14 protein-coding genes are annotated in these 16640 nt (G+C 36.1%); 11 read left to right on the forward strand and 3 right to left on the reverse strand.

The genetic code is table 11. From position 1 onward, the window contains the following. Positions 1-36 precede the first annotated feature (36 nt). Positions 37-534 (reverse strand): molybdopterin-binding protein, encoded by a 498-nt coding sequence (locus ACSG5Z_RS12875; protein ID WP_088123318.1) that lies wholly within the window; start codon positions 532-534, stop codon positions 37-39. A 150-nt stretch (positions 535-684) separates the two neighbouring features. On the opposite strand from ACSG5Z_RS12875, the gene ACSG5Z_RS12880 reads away from it, so the two are divergent. The 3 genes from ACSG5Z_RS12880 (at position 685) to pyc (ending at position 6060) form a co-directional block, all read left to right on the forward strand. Then, positions 685-972, forward strand: a complete 288-nt coding sequence (locus tag ACSG5Z_RS12880; RefSeq protein WP_000135698.1) for an Fpa/YlaN family protein — start codon at positions 685-687, stop codon at positions 970-972. A 125-nt stretch (positions 973-1097) separates the two neighbouring features. Continuing rightward, positions 1098-2279 (forward strand): putative lipid II flippase FtsW, encoded by a 1182-nt coding sequence (gene ftsW / locus ACSG5Z_RS12885; protein WP_435711512.1) that lies wholly within the window; start codon positions 1098-1100, stop codon positions 2277-2279. Positions 2280-2613: 334 nt separating this feature from the next. Then, entirely contained in the window at positions 2614-6060 is a 3447-nt protein-coding gene (pyc, locus tag ACSG5Z_RS12890) for a pyruvate carboxylase (protein ID WP_097889653.1), read from the forward strand. Positions 6061-6298: 238 nt separating this feature from the next. Here pyc and ctaA read toward each other — a convergent pair whose 3' ends face one another. Beyond that, positions 6299-7234, reverse strand: a complete 936-nt coding sequence (ctaA, locus tag ACSG5Z_RS12895) for a heme A synthase (RefSeq protein WP_001188735.1) — start codon at positions 7232-7234, stop codon at positions 6299-6301. Positions 7235-7730: 496 nt separating this feature from the next. Between ctaA and ctaB the strand changes: the two genes are divergently transcribed. From ctaB to ACSG5Z_RS12930, 7 genes are all read left to right on the forward strand, one after another. Further along, a complete protein-coding gene (gene ctaB / locus ACSG5Z_RS12900; protein WP_000017546.1) occupies positions 7731-8654 on the forward strand; it encodes a protoheme IX farnesyltransferase in 924 nt (307 codons plus the stop codon). Positions 8655-8747: 93 nt separating this feature from the next. After that, a complete protein-coding gene (gene coxB / locus ACSG5Z_RS12905; protein WP_000745278.1) occupies positions 8748-9797 on the forward strand; it encodes a cytochrome c oxidase subunit II in 1050 nt (349 codons plus the stop codon). Between the two features lie 60 nt (positions 9798-9857). Continuing rightward, entirely contained in the window at positions 9858-11693 is a 1836-nt protein-coding gene (gene ctaD, locus ACSG5Z_RS12910) for a cytochrome c oxidase subunit I (RefSeq protein WP_170956742.1), read from the forward strand. Beyond that, on the forward strand, positions 11693-12316 hold the full coding sequence (ctaE, locus tag ACSG5Z_RS12915; RefSeq protein WP_000557858.1) for a cytochrome c oxidase subunit III: 624 nt from the start codon (positions 11693-11695) through the stop codon (positions 12314-12316). Before ctaD ends, ctaE begins: the two co-directional genes overlap by 1 nt. 3 nt (positions 12317-12319) lie before the next feature. Beyond that, on the forward strand, positions 12320-12652 hold the full coding sequence (gene ctaF, locus ACSG5Z_RS12920; protein WP_000985692.1) for a cytochrome c oxidase subunit IVB: 333 nt from the start codon (positions 12320-12322) through the stop codon (positions 12650-12652). A gap of 85 nt (positions 12653-12737) precedes the next feature. Next, entirely contained in the window at positions 12738-13643 is a 906-nt protein-coding gene (gene ctaG / locus ACSG5Z_RS12925; RefSeq protein WP_000069010.1) for a cytochrome c oxidase assembly factor CtaG, read from the forward strand. 228 nt (positions 13644-13871) lie between these two features. Continuing rightward, on the forward strand, positions 13872-14870 hold the full coding sequence (locus ACSG5Z_RS12930; protein ID WP_046956455.1) for a formamidase: 999 nt from the start codon (positions 13872-13874) through the stop codon (positions 14868-14870). A gap of 46 nt (positions 14871-14916) precedes the next feature. Here the strand turns inward: ACSG5Z_RS12930 and ACSG5Z_RS12935 are convergent, their stop codons facing one another. Further along, a complete protein-coding gene (locus ACSG5Z_RS12935) occupies positions 14917-15282 on the reverse strand; it encodes a YugN family protein (RefSeq protein WP_001160938.1) in 366 nt (121 codons plus the stop codon). Positions 15283-15489: 207 nt separating this feature from the next. Between ACSG5Z_RS12935 and ACSG5Z_RS12940 the strand changes: the two genes are divergently transcribed. Next, complete coding sequence (locus tag ACSG5Z_RS12940; protein ID WP_000735384.1) at positions 15490-16524, forward strand: CAP domain-containing protein; 1035 nt, start codon at positions 15490-15492, stop codon at positions 16522-16524. The last annotated feature ends 116 nt before the right edge of the window (positions 16525-16640 follow it).

Here is a 16640-nt window from a genome sequence, read left to right on the forward strand (position 1 = left end):
GCTGAGGCTCACTCCTTTTTCTTCCAAGTATACACTTTAAATAATTGTAAATTTACGGATGTTACGGATTGGATTTTGTCTATTAGATCCATCATTGTAATATAGATGAACAGGTCCATCCTCTTTTAATGGCTTTCCTTCTTTTGAAAAACCAAGAATAGCATTTTCTACAGTTTCTAATGGAAGTATTATTGTTTGATCTACTGTTTCAATTTCGACTTGCGTAGCGTCCTCTGAAATTTCGGCGTTAGCAAGAAATGGATGAAATGGTATACCGAACGTTCCGGTAATTAGTTGTTCTTTTTTATATTTCTTTACACTTTGTTGTATCGGTGGAAACGCAGCACCATCACGGATTTCGCGATCCCAATGCTCTGAAGTGTTTTTTAAATAAGCTTCTAGTTCTGAAGTGTTTTCTCTTGTTTCATCAAAGTAAGTTGTCAAATCTACTTTTCGATCATCAAAGATCCAAACAGTTGGATCGATAGTGATTGGAAAACGAACTTTTCCATTAATAAATAAAATTTCGCTCATTGTTGTTCCCCCATTTGTGTTATACTCCCACTTTTCAGTATAATAGCATTAGACACGGTTGTCACAAAAAATGTTTCTATTGCAATTTACTAAAACTATCGCTAATATTAATAGATAGGAGAGAGTAGGACGGAAACGGAGGGAATCAATTTGGCGTCTGAGACAGTATCAAATCATCAGGAAAAGGCACTAGCCCTTCTACAAGCGGATGCGGAGAAGATTTTAAGACTTATTAAGGTACAAATGGACAATCTTACAATGCCGCAATGTCCATTATATGAAGAAGTGTTAGACACACAAATGTTTGGACTATCCCGCGAGGTCGATTTTGCAGTTCGCCTTGGTCTTATTGCAGAAGAACAAGGGAAAGCAATGTTAGGAGAGCTTGAACGTGAGTTATCTGCACTTCATGAAGCATTTACAAACAAACAACAATAACGGGTTCAAATAGGGGGGCTCAAACTGAAATAGTTTGGGCTTTTTATTTGTATAATAAAGCAGGAAGAATCAATGTACATATGGAATACAACAATAATTAAATTGAAACAGAAAGAGGAAATGAAATGAAAAGAGTATGGAAATCAATGGATTATTCATTATTACTTCCTCTTGTTATATTATGTGTGTTGGGAGTTATAATGGTATATAGTTCTAGTTCCATTGTCGCGATTTCGTCGAAATATAACTGGCCAGCAGATCACTTTTTTAAAAAACAATTAGTTGCTCTTGCTATTGGAACGGTAATACTTGTGATTGCCGTTATAATCCCTTACAAATTGTGGAGGAAAAAAATAGTTCTTGCAGCGATGGGGTTAGGGAGTATTGGATTACTAACAGCAGCTTTCCTTTTCGGTAAGGTAATCAATGGTGCAAAAGGATGGATACTAGGTATACAACCAGCTGAGTTTGTAAAAATAGCAGTTATTGTTACGTTAGCAAGTTTTTTTGCTAAGAAACAAGAGAGGCAAACCCCTTTTTTCCAAGGGATAATACCTCCCTTATTTGTTGTCGGTGGATCGATGGTGTTAATTTTATTACAAAATGACTTAGGAACTGACATATTAATAGGTGGAACAGTGTTAATTATGTTCTTCTGTTCAGGAGTTAATGTTAACTTGTGGATAAAAAGATTTTTATTAACATCTGTCGTGTGGATACCGGCGTTGTATTTTATTGGGGACTATAAATTAAGTAAATACCAAAAAGCTCGATTTTCAGTTTTTCTTGATCCATTTAGTGATCCTCAAAATGATGGATTTCAATTAGTTAATTCCTTTATTGGAATAGCTTCAGGTGGGTTAAATGGTAGAGGACTAGGAAATAGTATACAAAAGTATGGCTACTTACCAGAGCCGCAAACGGATTTTATTATGGCGATTATATCTGAAGAACTAGGTTTTATAGGTGTAGCTATCATTTTAATCTGTTTACTACTTATTATCATTCGTTCGTTTAGAGTAGCACAGAAGTGTAAAGATCCATTTGGAAGTTTAATTGCAATCGGAATTGCAAGTTTAATTGGGATACAAACTTTTGTTAATGTTGGTGGTATGTCTGGATTAATACCACTTACAGGAGTACCTTTACCGTTTATTAGTTATGGTGGTAGTTCTTTATTGGCTAATCTAATTGCGATGGGTATATTATTAAATGTTGCTAGTCACGTAAAACGACAAGAGAAACAACAAAATGAGATAATGAAAGAAAGTGAGCAAGATGGACCGCGTCTTGTTGTAGTAAAATAAAAAACACATTGTGCTTTAGAGCGCGATGTGTTTTTTTATGTGCAAGAAACATTAAATAGGATGCATTAATTGGTATATACACTAAAAAATATATCACATTAAATCAAATGTGATATACAATTAAGTTGTTAGAAAAGGAAGAGGTATGCTATACTATTTTTGTGAAACAAATTGATCAGAAAACTTATCATTTGTTAAAAAATAAGGTATGATGGATAAAAATAAAGTGAAGCTTTCTAAGTATAATATAATGTAGAAAGTGAAGAACTTCACGCTCTTTAGGGTGTGTATATATTTTATCTCTAGAGTGGTAGGAAAGTAGAGGGGGAAAATCATGACAAAGCTGCAACGTATTCAAAAAGTATTGGTAGCTAACCGTGGAGAGATTGCAATTCGTGTGTTTCGAGCTTGTTCGGAACTTGGATTAAAAACAGTTGCAATCTATTCTAAAGAGGATAGTGGTTCTTATCATCGTTATAAAGCCGATGAGTCCTATTTAGTTGGGGAAGGGAAAAAGCCAATTGATGCTTATCTAGATATTGAGGGCATTATTGAGATTGCGAAAAGTAATCATGTAGATGCAATCCACCCTGGATATGGTTTCTTGTCAGAAAATATTCAATTCGCAAAACGTTGTGAAGAAGAAGGGATTATCTTTATTGGTCCAAAGAGTAAGCATTTAGATATGTTTGGAGATAAAGTGAAAGCAAGAACACAAGCGCAGCTAGCACAAATTCCAGTTATTCCTGGTAGTGATGGGCCGGTAAATTCAGTAGAAGAAGTTGGAGAATTTGCTGAAAAGTATGATTACCCGATTATTATTAAAGCTTCCCTTGGCGGTGGCGGTCGTGGTATGCGTATTGTACGTAGTAGTGAAGAATTAAGAGAATCGTATAATCGAGCGAAGTCAGAAGCGAAAGCAGCCTTTGGTAATGATGAAGTATACGTTGAAAAATTCGTTGAAAAACCTAAACATATAGAAGTTCAAATTTTAGCAGATGAAGAGGGCAATGTTATTCATTTATACGAGCGTGACTGTTCTGTACAACGTCGTCACCAAAAAGTGGTAGAAATCGCACCTAGTGTGTCGCTTTCAGATGATTTGCGTCAGCGTATTTGTGATGCTGCTGTGAAATTAACGAAAAATGTAAATTATTTAAACGCAGGAACAGTAGAATTTCTTGTAAAAGGTGATGAGTTTTACTTTATTGAAGTAAATCCGCGTGTTCAAGTTGAACATACAATTACAGAAATGATCACAGGGGTAGATATCGTTCAATCGCAAATTTTAATAGCTGATGGACATGCATTACATAGTAAAATGGTAGGTGTTCCGAAGCAAGAGGAAGTAGTTGTTCATGGATTTGCGATCCAATCTCGTGTAACGACTGAGGACCCACTAAATAATTTCATGCCGGATACAGGGAAAATTATGGCATACCGATCAGGCGGTGGTTTCGGTGTTCGTCTTGATACAGGTAATAGTTTCCAAGGTGCTGTTATTACACCGTACTATGATTCTTTACTTGTAAAAGTTACAACATGGGCACTTACTTTTGAACAAGCTGCTGCGAAAATGGAACGTAACTTAAAAGAATTCCGTATTCGTGGTATTAAAACAAATATTCCATTCCTAGAGAATGTAGTAAAACATAAAAACTTCTTATCAGGAGAATATGACACTTCATTTATTGATGCGTCACCTGAACTATTCCTGTTCCCGAAACGTAAAGACCGCGGAACAAAAATGTTAAATTACATTGGGTCAGTAACAGTAAATGGCTTCCCAGGAGTAGGGAAAAAAGAGAAACCAATTTTCCCGGATGCTCGTATACCGAATGTATTACACTCAGAGCCGGTTCAAAATGGAACAAAACAAATTTTGGATGAGCGTGGAGCGGACGGATTAGTAAAATGGGTACAAGATCAAAAGCGTGTACTTTTAACGGATACAACATTCCGTGATGCGCATCAGTCATTACTGGCGACGCGTATTCGTACAAAAGATTTACATCAAATTGCAGAGCCGACAGCGAGAATGTTACCGAACCTATTCTCAGCGGAAATGTGGGGTGGTGCAACGTTTGATGTTGCATATCGTTTCTTAAAGGAAGATCCATGGGAACGATTACTAGATCTTCGTGAAAAAATGCCAAACGTTTTATTCCAAATGTTACTTCGCTCTTCAAACGCAGTTGGTTACAAAAACTATCCGGATAATTTAATTCAAAAATTTGTGGAATGTTCTGCTCAAGCTGGAATTGATGTGTTCCGTATTTTTGATAGCTTAAACTGGGTAGAAGGTATGAGAGTTGCGATTGATGCTGTACGAGATACTGGTAAAATTGCAGAAGCAACAATGTGCTACACAGGAGATATTCATGATCCGTTACGTAGTAAATATGATTTAAATTACTATAAAAACTTAGCAAAAGAGTTAGAAGCATCAGGAGCACATATATTAGGAATTAAAGATATGGCAGGCTTATTAAAACCTAATGCGGCATATGATTTAGTTTCTGCATTAAAAGAGACGGTATCGATTCCGATTCACTTGCATACACACGATACGAGTGGAAATGGTATATTAACGTATACAAAGGCAATTGAAGCAGGTGTTGACATTGTCGATGTAGCAGTAAGTTCTATGGCTGGTCAAACGTCACAACCAAGTGCGAACACGCTATACTATGCATTAGGTGGAAACGAAAGACAGCCAGACGTTAATATAGATTCATTAGAAAAACTATCTCATTATTGGGAAGATGTACGTAAATACTACGCACCGTTTGAAAGTGGTATGAATGCACCTCATACAGAGGTATATATGCACGAAATGCCAGGCGGACAGTATAGTAATCTACAACAACAAGCGAAAGCGGTTGGTTTAGGAGATCGCTTCGATGAAGTGAAAGTAATGTACCGCCGTGTGAATGACATGTTTGGCGATATTGTTAAAGTAACGCCATCATCTAAAGTTGTCGGTGATATGGCATTATTTATGGTTCAAAATCACTTAACAGAACAAGATGTTTTAGAGCGTGGGCATTCTATGGACTTCCCAGGATCTGTTGTTGAAATGTTCTCAGGAGATTTAGGACAGCCATATGGTGGTTTCCCGAAAAAGTTGCAAGAAATTATTTTAAAAGGGAAAGAGCCATTAACAGTAAGACCGGGTGAATTATTAGAGCCAGTAGATTTCGACGCGTTAAAAGAAGAGCTATTCCATAAGCTTGGACGCGAAGTGACGATTTTTGATGTAGTTGCATATGCATTATATCCAAAAGTATTTATGGATTACGAAAAAGTTGCTGAGCTTTATGGAAGTGTATCTGTGCTTGATACACCGACATTCTTCTATGGTATGAGACTTGGTGAAGAAATCAATGTGGAAATCGAACAAGGTAAAACATTGATGGTTAAACTAGTATCAATCGGAGAGCCTCAGCCAGATGGAAATCGTGTTCTTTACTTGGAGTTTAACGGTCAACCACGTGAGATAGTTGTGAAAGACGAAAGTGTGAAAGCAACAGTGGCACAACGTGTGAAAGGAAACCGTGAAAACCCAAACCACATTAGTGCAACAATGCCAGGAACGGTTATTAAAGTAGTTGTTAAAGAAGGCGATGAAGTGAAAAAAGGCGATTCTATGGCAATTACAGAAGCGATGAAAATGGAAACGACAGTTCAAGCGCCGTTCAATGGTAAAGTGAAAAAAGTATATGTTAACGATGGAGATGCAATTCAAACGGGTGACTTACTGATTGAATTAGATCACTAAAAAAGAAAAAGAGCTGTGTAAATGCAGCTCTTTTTCTTTATCCCGCTATTCGCCGGGCAGTAAGACACCCGCCTCAAAATTCAGCGAAAACAAAGAAGTTAGATGGGGGATCAACTGCCCATAAAAGCCTGATTGGTGCGGGCTAATAATCAGTGGGGGATGAAGACCCCCACTGATTAAAGTTTCACTTTATTGCAAAAAATACCTTGCCAATTCAGCAAGGTATTTTAATTTAAATTTATTTTGTTTGTTTAGAAGTTGATTCAGCTTCTTTTGCATTCACTTTACTTCGTGTACCTAACATAACTAAATAGCATAGTACAGCAAACAAGCAAGAAATGAATAGTGAATGTAATAATGCCATTACTAAATTAGCATTTGTAAATACGACTAAAATTCCTACGATAGCTTGAAGTGTAACAAGGATAAATGAAATGATCCATCCCCAGTATACGACAGGCTGCTGCTTGTAATGGCGAATAGCGAGAATCATCGCGTATAGTATCCAAGCGAAAATTAACATCGCTGCAACTCTATGTCCCATTTGAACCCATTCATGTAGTTGAGTTGGCATAGGTCTATTTTTGCTACATAAAGGAAAGTCTGGACAGGCTAAGCTAGCTCGTTCGTGACGTACTAAAGCACCTGTGTAGACGACAATATAACTGTAAATTGTTACACCATAAATATGAAATTTCATTTTTTTGTCCATAATAAGTGAACGTGCATCAAATTTCTGATCAATTTCAAAGATAAGACACGTTAATAAAATGACAGAAGCAAATGAAATTAAGGAAATACCGAAATGGATAGCAAGTACAGCTGGCATTTGTCCCCAAACAACTGCTGCCGCTCCCATTAATGCTTGCGCAACTAAAAATACGAAGGATAAAATTGCTAACGTTTTTGTTTCGCGCACATGTTTATAATATTTCCAGGACAAAATACAAAGGAGAGTGACAAGAATTCCTGCTGATCCTGATGTAAGGCGGTGACTTAGTTCAATAATAGTTTCCATTGATAAATTAGATGGAACAAATTCACCGTTACAAAGTGGCCATGATTTACCGCACCCTTGGCCAGAACCTGTTTTTGTAACTAAGGCGCCTCCTAGTAAAACTATTAATAAATCAAGACTCGTAATGACTGCTAACCATTTAATAAAGCGTTGCAATCTATTTCACCATCTTTCTGCTATGAAGTTATTGCGAAATATTTTCATTCCATTATGTATAGAATAAAAAGCGCTAGTTCCTATGATATATAAAAAATAATAAAATAGCAAAGAAATGGCGGGGGCAGACAGGGGAGAGAAAATGGGTGTGGAAATAGGATATATAAGGGAATTTTTAGGTGGAAAACAGGCTATTTTGAAAAGATATGGGGAGAATACGTGTTAAATATGACAAAAAAGTTTATTATAGAAGGTAACATCATGTTATGATAAGGACAAGTAAGAATTAAGTTTTTATATTCGACACAAAAAGTTCATGTTTTCTTCACAAAATGTTCGGGAAATATGATTTAATATATTGGAGTATGGGCGTAGATTAGTAGTAGAATGGATTAACAATATTTCTACTGTAATAATATTGCTATATAGAAGCGAAATATTTCATTCGAAATAGGCGCAAAAAGAAAGATGAAAGTTTTAAGAGGGGGTTAAAGTGATGAGCCATGCAACAAGTGAGCTGCATGATGAGTCAGCTGTTACAAGTGTACCGGAAACAACTCGGCTACAAGATTTATCAGCGCTCGTTAAAATGGGGATTGTAAACTCAAATACACTTACTGTATTTACAGGATTTTGGTTGGCATTACATTTTAATGGATTAAGTGTGATGGACAATCTGGATAAGTTATTCTTTACAATCGTTGGTTCTGGATTAATTATGGCAGGGGTATGTTGTTTAAATAACTACATTGATCGAGACATCGACCCGTTAATGGAAAGAACAAAAACCCGTCCAACAGTTACTGGGAAGTATAAACCGGGATTTGCACTTACATTTGGACTAGTTATATTACTTCTTGGATTTGTATTTTTATTATTAACAACACCAATGGCAGTATTAATGGGATTTATTGGTGCTTTCACATATGTTGTCTTATATACGTTATGGACAAAGAGAAAGTATACACTAAATACTGTTGTAGGTAGTATATCTGGAGCAGTTCCACCTTTAATTGGATGGGCAGCAATCGATCCATCTTTAGGCCATCCAATTGCTTGGATGTTATTTTTAATTATGTTTATTTGGCAAATCCCACATTTCCTCGCATTAGCGATGAAACGTGTTGATGAATATCGAAATGCAGGAATTCCAATGCTTCCTGTAGTTCATGGATTTGAAATTACGAAACGCCAAATTATGATTTGGACAGTATGTTTATTACCACTACCATTTTATATGAGTGGACTAGGGATAACATTTATGGTAATTGCAACATTGTTAAACATCGGATGGATCGTTTTAGGATTTTATGGCTTCCGTAAGCAAGATGACATCAAATGGTCCGTACAAATGTTTGTTTATTCCCTAAATTATTTAACAATCTTATTTGTATCAATGATTGTAGTTACATTCTTCTAAGACAACGACATAATTGGATTTCTTTACGTTGAGATTTACTTTACTTAACTATAAAGTACAATCTAATTCACAAGGAAAGTGGGGGTTGTTTGTATGAAGAAACAGTGGCGACTGCTTTCGTTCGTTTCACTGCTGGCTTTACTGTTAGGGGGATGCGGTAAAGCCTTTCAATCTACTTTAATTCCGCAAGGAGAAGTAGCAAAAATGCAATATGATTTGCTCTTACTAGCAACTGCGATTATGGTAGGAGTAGTACTAGTAGTTACTATTATTTTCTTATATGTAATTGTGCGTTTCCGACAAAAGAAAGGTCAGGAAGATTATATTCCAGAGCAAGTTGAAGGGAATCACAAACTAGAAATTATTTGGACAGTTATTCCGATTATTCTTTTGTTAATCTTAGCTGTTCCGACGGTTACATATACATTCAAACTTGCTGATGTAAGTGCGATGGAGAAAAAGAATATTGATAAAGATACTATCGTTGTTGATGTAACAGCGAATCTTTATTGGTGGGAATTTTCTTATAAATCAGAAAAAATAGTGACTTCTCAAGATTTAGTCATCCCCACAGGTAAGAAAGTGTATTTGAATTTGAAGGGTGCCGATATTAAACATTCGTTTTGGGTTCCATCTTTAGCTGGGAAAATGGATACAAATACAGACAATGTGAACAAAATGTGGTTAAAGGCAGATAAATCGGGCACTTATAATGGTTTTTGTACAGAATTTTGCGGCCCATCACATTCTTTAATGCAATTCAAAGTGAAAGCTTTAGATGAAAGCGAGTACAAAAAGTGGCTTGCTGATATGAAGAAGATTGATGGGAAGAAAGAAGTAGCTTCAACAAAGGCGCAAGAGGGCCAAGAAATATTTAATAAAAGCTGTATTGGTTGTCACGCAGTTGGATCTAATGATAGTAGACCACCTTCCGCTCGTATCGCACCAAACTTAGCAAACTTTGCGGATCGCGATATGGTTGCCGGTATTGCCGAAAACAATGAAGAAAACTTAAAAAAATGGCTGAAAGATCCTGAAAATATGAAACCAGGAAATAAAATGACTGGTAAATATGGCAACTTAACGGATGATCAAATTGATGCATTAAATGCATACTTACAAACGTTAAAAGTTGAAAAGTAAAGAGGGATTATTCGCGAAGGGGAGGTTGAAAACGTGAGTTCTGTAGCAAAAAAACAGGGGATGGGTGCTGTCATATGGGATTATTTAACGACAGTAGACCATAAAAAGATTGCCATTCTCTATTTAATTGCAGGTGGATTGTTTTTTATAATAGGCGGAATAGAAGCTCTATTTATTCGCCTTCAATTAGCGATTCCTAACAACGCTTTTCTTGTTGGGGATGCTTATAATCAAGTATTAACGATGCACGGTACAACAATGATTTTCCTCGCAGCTATGCCACTCGTGTTTGCATTTATGAACGCCGCTGTACCACTTCAAATTGGTGCACGTGATGTAGCGTTCCCGTTTTTGAATTCACTCGGATTTTGGTTATTTTTCTTTGGTGGAGTATTTTTAAATTTAAGTTGGTTTTTAGGTGGAGCACCTGATGCAGGCTGGACATCTTATGCATCTTTAGCTTTAGCCTCTAAAGGCCATGGTGTTGATTTTTATGTACTCGGCTTGCAAATCTCCGGTATTGGTACATTAATTGGAGGTATTAACTTCCTTGTAACCATTATTAATATGCGTGCGCCAGGAATGACGTATATGCGTATGCCGATGTTTACATGGACGACATTTGTAACATCTTCTCTAATATTATTCGCTTTTCCACCGTTAACTGTAGGATTAGGACTTTTAATGTTAGATCGTTTATTTGGAACAAGTTTCTTTAATCCAGCATTGGGCGGGAATACAATTATATGGGAGCATTTATTCTGGATTTTCGGTCATCCAGAAGTATACATTCTTATACTCCCAGCTTTCGGAATATTCTCAGAAATCTTCGCGACATTTTCGAAAAAACGATTATTTGGTTATTCGTCGATGGTGTTCGCGACAGTATTAATTGGATTCTTAGGATTTATGGTATGGGCGCATCATATGTTTACTGTTGGACTTGGTCCAGTTGCAAATGCTATTTTCTCAGTTGCAACAATGGCGATTGCAGTACCGACCGGTATTAAAATATTCAACTGGCTCTTTACGATGTGGGGAGGAAGTATTCGTTTTACGACACCGATGATGTGGGCAGTAGCTTTCATTCCATCATTCGTAATGGGTGGAGTTACAGGTGTTATGCTAGCATCTGCACCAGCGGATTATCAATTTCATGATAACTATTTCGTAGTAGCTCACTTTCATTATGTAATTGTCGGCGGTGTTGTATTTGGTTTACTTGCAGGAGCTCATTATTATTGGCCACTGATGTTTAATAAAGTATTGAATGAAACGTTAGGAAAGATAACATTTTGGCTATTCTTTATCGGTTTCCATTTAACGTTCTTCATACAGCATTTCCTTGGTTTAATTGGTATGCCACGTCGTTACTACACATATCTTGAAGGCCAAGGGCTGGAAATGGGGAATATGATTAGTTCTATTGGAGCGGTATTTATGGCTCTTGGAACGATTGTTCTTCTATTCAATGTAATTAAAACGACAGTTTCAAAAGAAAAGGCTGGTCGTGATCCATGGGATGCACGTACATTAGAATGGACAATGCCAGCACCAACACCAGAATATAACTTTAAACAATTACCATTTGTTCGCGGGTTAGATCCGTTTTGGATTGAAAAACGTGAAGGGAATAAAGAGATGACAGCGGCGGAACCAATTGGTGATATTCATATGCCAAATCCATCGTTTTCACCATTTATCATTTCTTTAGGATTGTTTATAGCGGCATTCGGTGCAATGTATATGCAGGGTGGAAAAGATAAGTTTTGGTTATTAGTAGCAATTATCGGTTTAATCATTACATTTGGTACAATGTTCCTACGTTCAGTAATCGATGATCATGGATATCATATTCATAAGGAAGATTTAGAAGATAAGGGGGGCAAGGCATAATGCATGTAGATGAAAAATTAACGAATGAAACATTTCCAGCAGAGCCTGAAAAAGCAACCCTTGAGGGAAAAAATAAGTTCGTCGGTTTTTGGTTATTTCTTGGAGGCGAAACAGTATTGTTCGCTTCCTTGTTTGGCACATATTTAGCGTTAAAGAATTCTACAAATGGTGGACCAACATCTCAAGAGATGTTCCAAATGCCACTCGTTTTCATTATGACGATGCTTTTATTAACGAGTAGCTTAACGAGCGTATATGCGATGTATCATATGAAAAACTTTAACTTTAAGAAAATGCAACTTTGGCTATTAGTAACAGTGTTGCTAGGTTTAGGGTTTTTAGCATTTGAGATATATGAGTTTTATCATTATACGCATGAATTTAAGCATACTATGAGAAGTAGTGCATTTGGTTCCGCGTTTTATGCTCTTGTTGGTACACATGGTCTCCACGTATTGTTTGGATTATGTTGGATTTTAACATTAATCTTTAGAAATGCGAAGAGAGGTCTAAATTTATACAATGCACCGAAGTTTTATGTTGCATCGATTTATTGGCACTTTATTGACGTAGTTTGGGTGTTTATTTTCACTGTAGTATATTTGATGGGAATGGTGGGATAAACAATGGCGATAAAGCAAATGAATAATCCTAAAGTTGATCTTGTTTATCGGAAGAGAAAAAGTGCGGAGGAAATGAAGCATCAAGTTATTACATTTGCATTAATGATTTTTTTAACATTAGTTGCATTTGCAGCAGTCGCATATCCGAAAACTTTTAGTCCGACTTTCTCAGTACCATTTATTTTACTATTAGCAGTGGTACAAGTAATTTTTCAATTGTATTATTTTATGCATATGAGTCATAAAGGACATGAAGCGGCAAGTTTCTTTCTTTATTCTGGTCTGTTGATCGGGTTAATTACAATTTTAGCTTTTATGACAATTGTGTGGATTTGAAAAGTGAAGAATAAGGGAGCTTGTGTCGTCACAGCTCCCTCTTCATGTTATGTGAAAGGATAACCTTAAGAAGGTAGGTGTGACAATGAGTAACTTGTGGATATTTGGTTTTCAAGCTCTATGGAGTCCAATCTTTTTACTATTTATGCTTTCGATCCTTATCGGGTACTTTTTAATTATTGGGCCATATAGAATGCGATTTGAACATGCGAAAAAGGTAAGTAAGAAGCAAGTTTTTTATTTTACGACCGGGATTGTTCTTTTGTATTTTGTAAAGGGAGGGCCTATTGATTTAATTGGTCATATTATATTTAGTGCACATATGTTTGAAATGGCAGTTATGTATATTGCAGTTCCACCGTTATTGTTGCTTGGTATACCAGTTTGGTTATATCGTTATATTACTTCTTTTAAGTTCGTTCAAATTATATTGAAGATATTTGCTAAGCCACTTATTGCATTGTTTGTATTTAATGGCCTGTTTTCTTTTTATCATTTACCAGTTGTTTTTGATACAGTAAAACAAAGTCAAATTGCTCATCCTATTTGTCTCGCTATATTGTTCTTTACGGCAATCATGATGTGGTGGCCGATGCTAAATCCATTACCAGAATATCAAACGTTAAGTGATATAAAGAAACTGGGTTATATGTTTGCTAACGGTATATTATTAACGCCAGCTTGCGCGTTAATCATTTTTGCGACGGCGCCATTATTTGCAACGTATACGGATCCGGCTGCTTGGATGAAGGCGATGGAACTATGTGTACCAGCGGGAACTTTATCTGATTTAAATATAACTGGACCAGAATTTTTACACTGGATGCCAGTCGTACAAGATCAACAAACAGGTGGCATCATTATGAAAATTGTCCAGGAAATAGTGTACGGTACGATTATTGGTTATGTATTTTTTAGGTGGGCACGTAGAGAGCGTGAAAAAGATAAAGAGCAGTTGCAACAATTACCGCCATATTTACAGACTAAGTAAAAAAAGTGTATGGGTTTCCATACACTTTTATAGTTTTAGTAAACTATAAAAGATTGAATTTTCAATTTATTCATGTTAAGTTAGTGTAGGCATGTACTAAAAGTGGATATAAGATTTACTACTAGCTTTAATACGTAATAATTCCATGTGTAGTGCAAGTTTTTTAGAGAGTTACAAATTTATATTGTTATCTTTAATAAACAAGAACTATTTTAAGGGGGAATTTAAATGGGTAGTAGTGGAAGTATGGTAAAGCCAATTAGTGGTTTTTTAACAGCATTAATACAATATCCAGTACCGGTAGTAGAGTCACGTGCAGACATTGATAAACAAATTAAACAGATCATAAAAACAATTCATTCAACTAAATCAGGGTATCCTGGATTGGAATTGATAGTATTTCCAGAATATAGTACACAAGGGCTTAATACAAAAAAATGGACTACAGAAGAGTTTTTATGTACAGTTCCTGGGCCAGAAACAGACTTGTTTGCTGAGGCATGTAAAGAGTCTGAGGTATATGGTGTTTTTTCTATAATGGAAAGAAACCCTGATGGTGGAGAACCGTATAATACAGCAATAATTATTGATCCACAAGGTGAAATGATTTTGAAGTATCGTAAGCTAAATCCTTGGGTGCCAGTCGAACCTTGGAAAGCTGGAGATTTAGGCTTACCTGTTTGTGATGGACCTGGAGGAAGTAAATTAGCTGTTTGTATTTGTCATGATGGTATGTTTCCTGAAGTAGCTCGTGAAGCAGCTTATAAAGGTGCAAATGTCTTGATTCGTATTTCTGGATATAGCACACAAGTTAGTGAACAATGGATGTTAACTAATCGTTCGAATGCATGGCAAAACTTAATGTATACATTGTCAGTGAACTTAGCGGGTTATGATGGGGTATTTTATTACTTTGGTGAAGGACAAGTATGTAATTTTGATGGGACTACTTTAGTGCAGGGACACCGAAATCCTTGGGAGATTGTTACTGCCGAAGTATATCCAGAGCTAGCAGATCAGGCTAGATTAGGATGGGGTCTCGAAAATAATATATATAATTTAGGTGCAAGGGGATATGTAGCGACTCCTGGAGGGGTGAAAGAAAACCCGTATACGTTTGTAAAAGATTTAGCTGAAGGTAAATATAAGGTTCCTTGGGAAGATGAGATTAAAGTAAAGGATGGAACTATTTATGGGTATCCAGTCAAAAAGACGATTCATTCTTAAGTAAGATAAATAGAAAAAGCGCATCAATATGATGCGCTTTTTCTATTTACTCAATGATTTGGAACTCTTTTAACTCTTTTTCGATATTTTGTAGGAGTTGTTCGCTTTTTTGAAGTACATTCGTTGGGAAAGTTTCACCATCACCATATTCAACGCCGTGAGGATAATAGTGTTTTCCTAATAAGGGAGGAAGTAGCTTTATTTCAGCGTGTCTGCTACCAACATCACCTTCAACAGCCAAACCTTGTACGCGCAAATAATAAATATCATTTAATATTTCAAATTTATAATCGTATGTAACTCGTTCATAATCCCACTGTCCAGCAAGTACAAAATGGTTCTTTTCCATAATCTCTGTTAATAGTGTTAAATCAACGACTGCCCCATTAAATTTCGTATTGGTAAATTGCATATAATACCTCCTCTTTTCATGTTACATCATTATTTTTATAATAGTATGAATAGTAAGAAAGTGCAATTCATATTGAGAGAAAAGGTAGAATCCAGACTTTTTTTGCGAAAATATGATATAGTGAAAAGAGTACGGTACACACAAAAAAAGGAAAGAAAAGGATTTGTGTATATCTCAATTTTATGTTTTGTGCAGGAGGTATATCGATTGAAGAAATTATTGCGTATCGTAATGATTACATTTTTAATTTTAGCTGTTGATTTATACGGGAAATTACTCGTTTCACAATATATATTAACCCCATCGCAATCAAAGCAAGAAAATAAAATTGTGAAAAAGAAAAAACAAGTAAATGAAGACTCTTCCGATACTGTTTTAAATATGATTGGTGGGGACTCTGAAAATTTATTAGCAAAATGGGGCGAACCATCTCGAATAGAGCCATCTGCTTACGGATATGAATGGTGGGTATATAATCAAGATTTAACTAAGTATGTGCAATTTGGAGTTGCAGAACGAAAAGTTGTAACGGCGTATGTTGCTGGTGAGCAAGTTAAGGTGCCGCCTTATTATATAAATGAAAAGTATGAAGAAGTGTATAAAAAGAATCCACTCTCGCATGAGATTTCGTTAAAAAGAGGGAAAAATAGTTATCAATTTGAGTTATCTGACACGGAAGTGATGGAACAACCATTAATACCTGTAGAAGATGGCTGGGCACAATTATATTTTGATCATTTTACACATGAGCTTGTTGGTGTTCGTTATATGGATGATGAAACGTTATTACGCCAAAGACCGTATCAGCTTGTTTATTCGGGTGAATTACTAGCTGAACAACCATTGACTCCAGATAAAATGAAACAAATAGAGAATGGGAATATGCAACAAATTTTTGATTTAACAAATATTATTCGAAGTCGCCATAAGTTACCGCTGTTAGCTTGGGATCAACAAACAGCAGAGGTGGCTATAGGGCATAGTAAAGATATGAAGGATAATAATTACTTTTCACACGATTCACCTACACTAGGTACGTTAGGAGATCGTTTACAGCGCGGGAAAGTAGGGTTTCAACTTGCTGGTGAGAACATAGCGGCGCAACATAGTGATGGAATTGCGGCGGTGCAAGGTTGGTTAAATAGTGAAGGGCATAGAAAGAATGTATTAAATGAACAATTTACAGGATTAGGTGTTGGGGTATACGATAAGTTTTATACACAAAACTTTATTCGAAAATAAAATGAAATTTTAAGTTGTGTAGGGGAAACCTCACGTTTAAGTACTTCGTATTCACTGAAGTGTAGGTCGGAATCTTACCGTATGCAAATAGCAGGATAAAAAGGTGCATGAATCGT

The sequence above is a fragment of the Bacillus pretiosus genome (assembly GCF_051294775.1).
GTDB classification, from domain to species: Bacteria; Bacillota; Bacilli; order Bacillales; family Bacillaceae_G; genus Bacillus_A; species Bacillus_A wiedmannii.

What these genes read in the sequence shown, in the direction of transcription:
- ACSG5Z_RS12935 (WP_001160938.1), bottom strand. Translation starts at nt 15,282, where the DNA reads ATGCAATTTACCAATACGAAATTTAATGGGGCAGTCGTTGATTTAACA.
- ctaD (WP_170956742.1), top strand. Translation starts at nt 9,858, where the DNA reads ATGGGTGCTGTCATATGGGATTATTTAACGACAGTAGACCATAAAAAG.
- pyc (WP_097889653.1), top strand. Translation starts at nt 2,614, where the DNA reads ATGACAAAGCTGCAACGTATTCAAAAAGTATTGGTAGCTAACCGTGGA.
- ACSG5Z_RS12875 (WP_088123318.1), bottom strand. Translation starts at nt 534, where the DNA reads ATGAGCGAAATTTTATTTATTAATGGAAAAGTTCGTTTTCCAATCACT.
- ctaB (WP_000017546.1), top strand. Translation starts at nt 7,731, where the DNA reads ATGAGCCATGCAACAAGTGAGCTGCATGATGAGTCAGCTGTTACAAGT.
- ctaE (WP_000557858.1), top strand. Translation starts at nt 11,693, where the DNA reads ATGCATGTAGATGAAAAATTAACGAATGAAACATTTCCAGCAGAGCCT.
- ctaG (WP_000069010.1), top strand. Translation starts at nt 12,738, where the DNA reads ATGAGTAACTTGTGGATATTTGGTTTTCAAGCTCTATGGAGTCCAATC.
- coxB (WP_000745278.1), top strand. Translation starts at nt 8,748, where the DNA reads ATGAAGAAACAGTGGCGACTGCTTTCGTTCGTTTCACTGCTGGCTTTA.
- ACSG5Z_RS12930 (WP_046956455.1), top strand. Translation starts at nt 13,872, where the DNA reads ATGGGTAGTAGTGGAAGTATGGTAAAGCCAATTAGTGGTTTTTTAACA.
- ctaF (WP_000985692.1), top strand. Translation starts at nt 12,320, where the DNA reads ATGGCGATAAAGCAAATGAATAATCCTAAAGTTGATCTTGTTTATCGG.
- ftsW (WP_435711512.1), top strand. Translation starts at nt 1,098, where the DNA reads ATGAAAAGAGTATGGAAATCAATGGATTATTCATTATTACTTCCTCTT.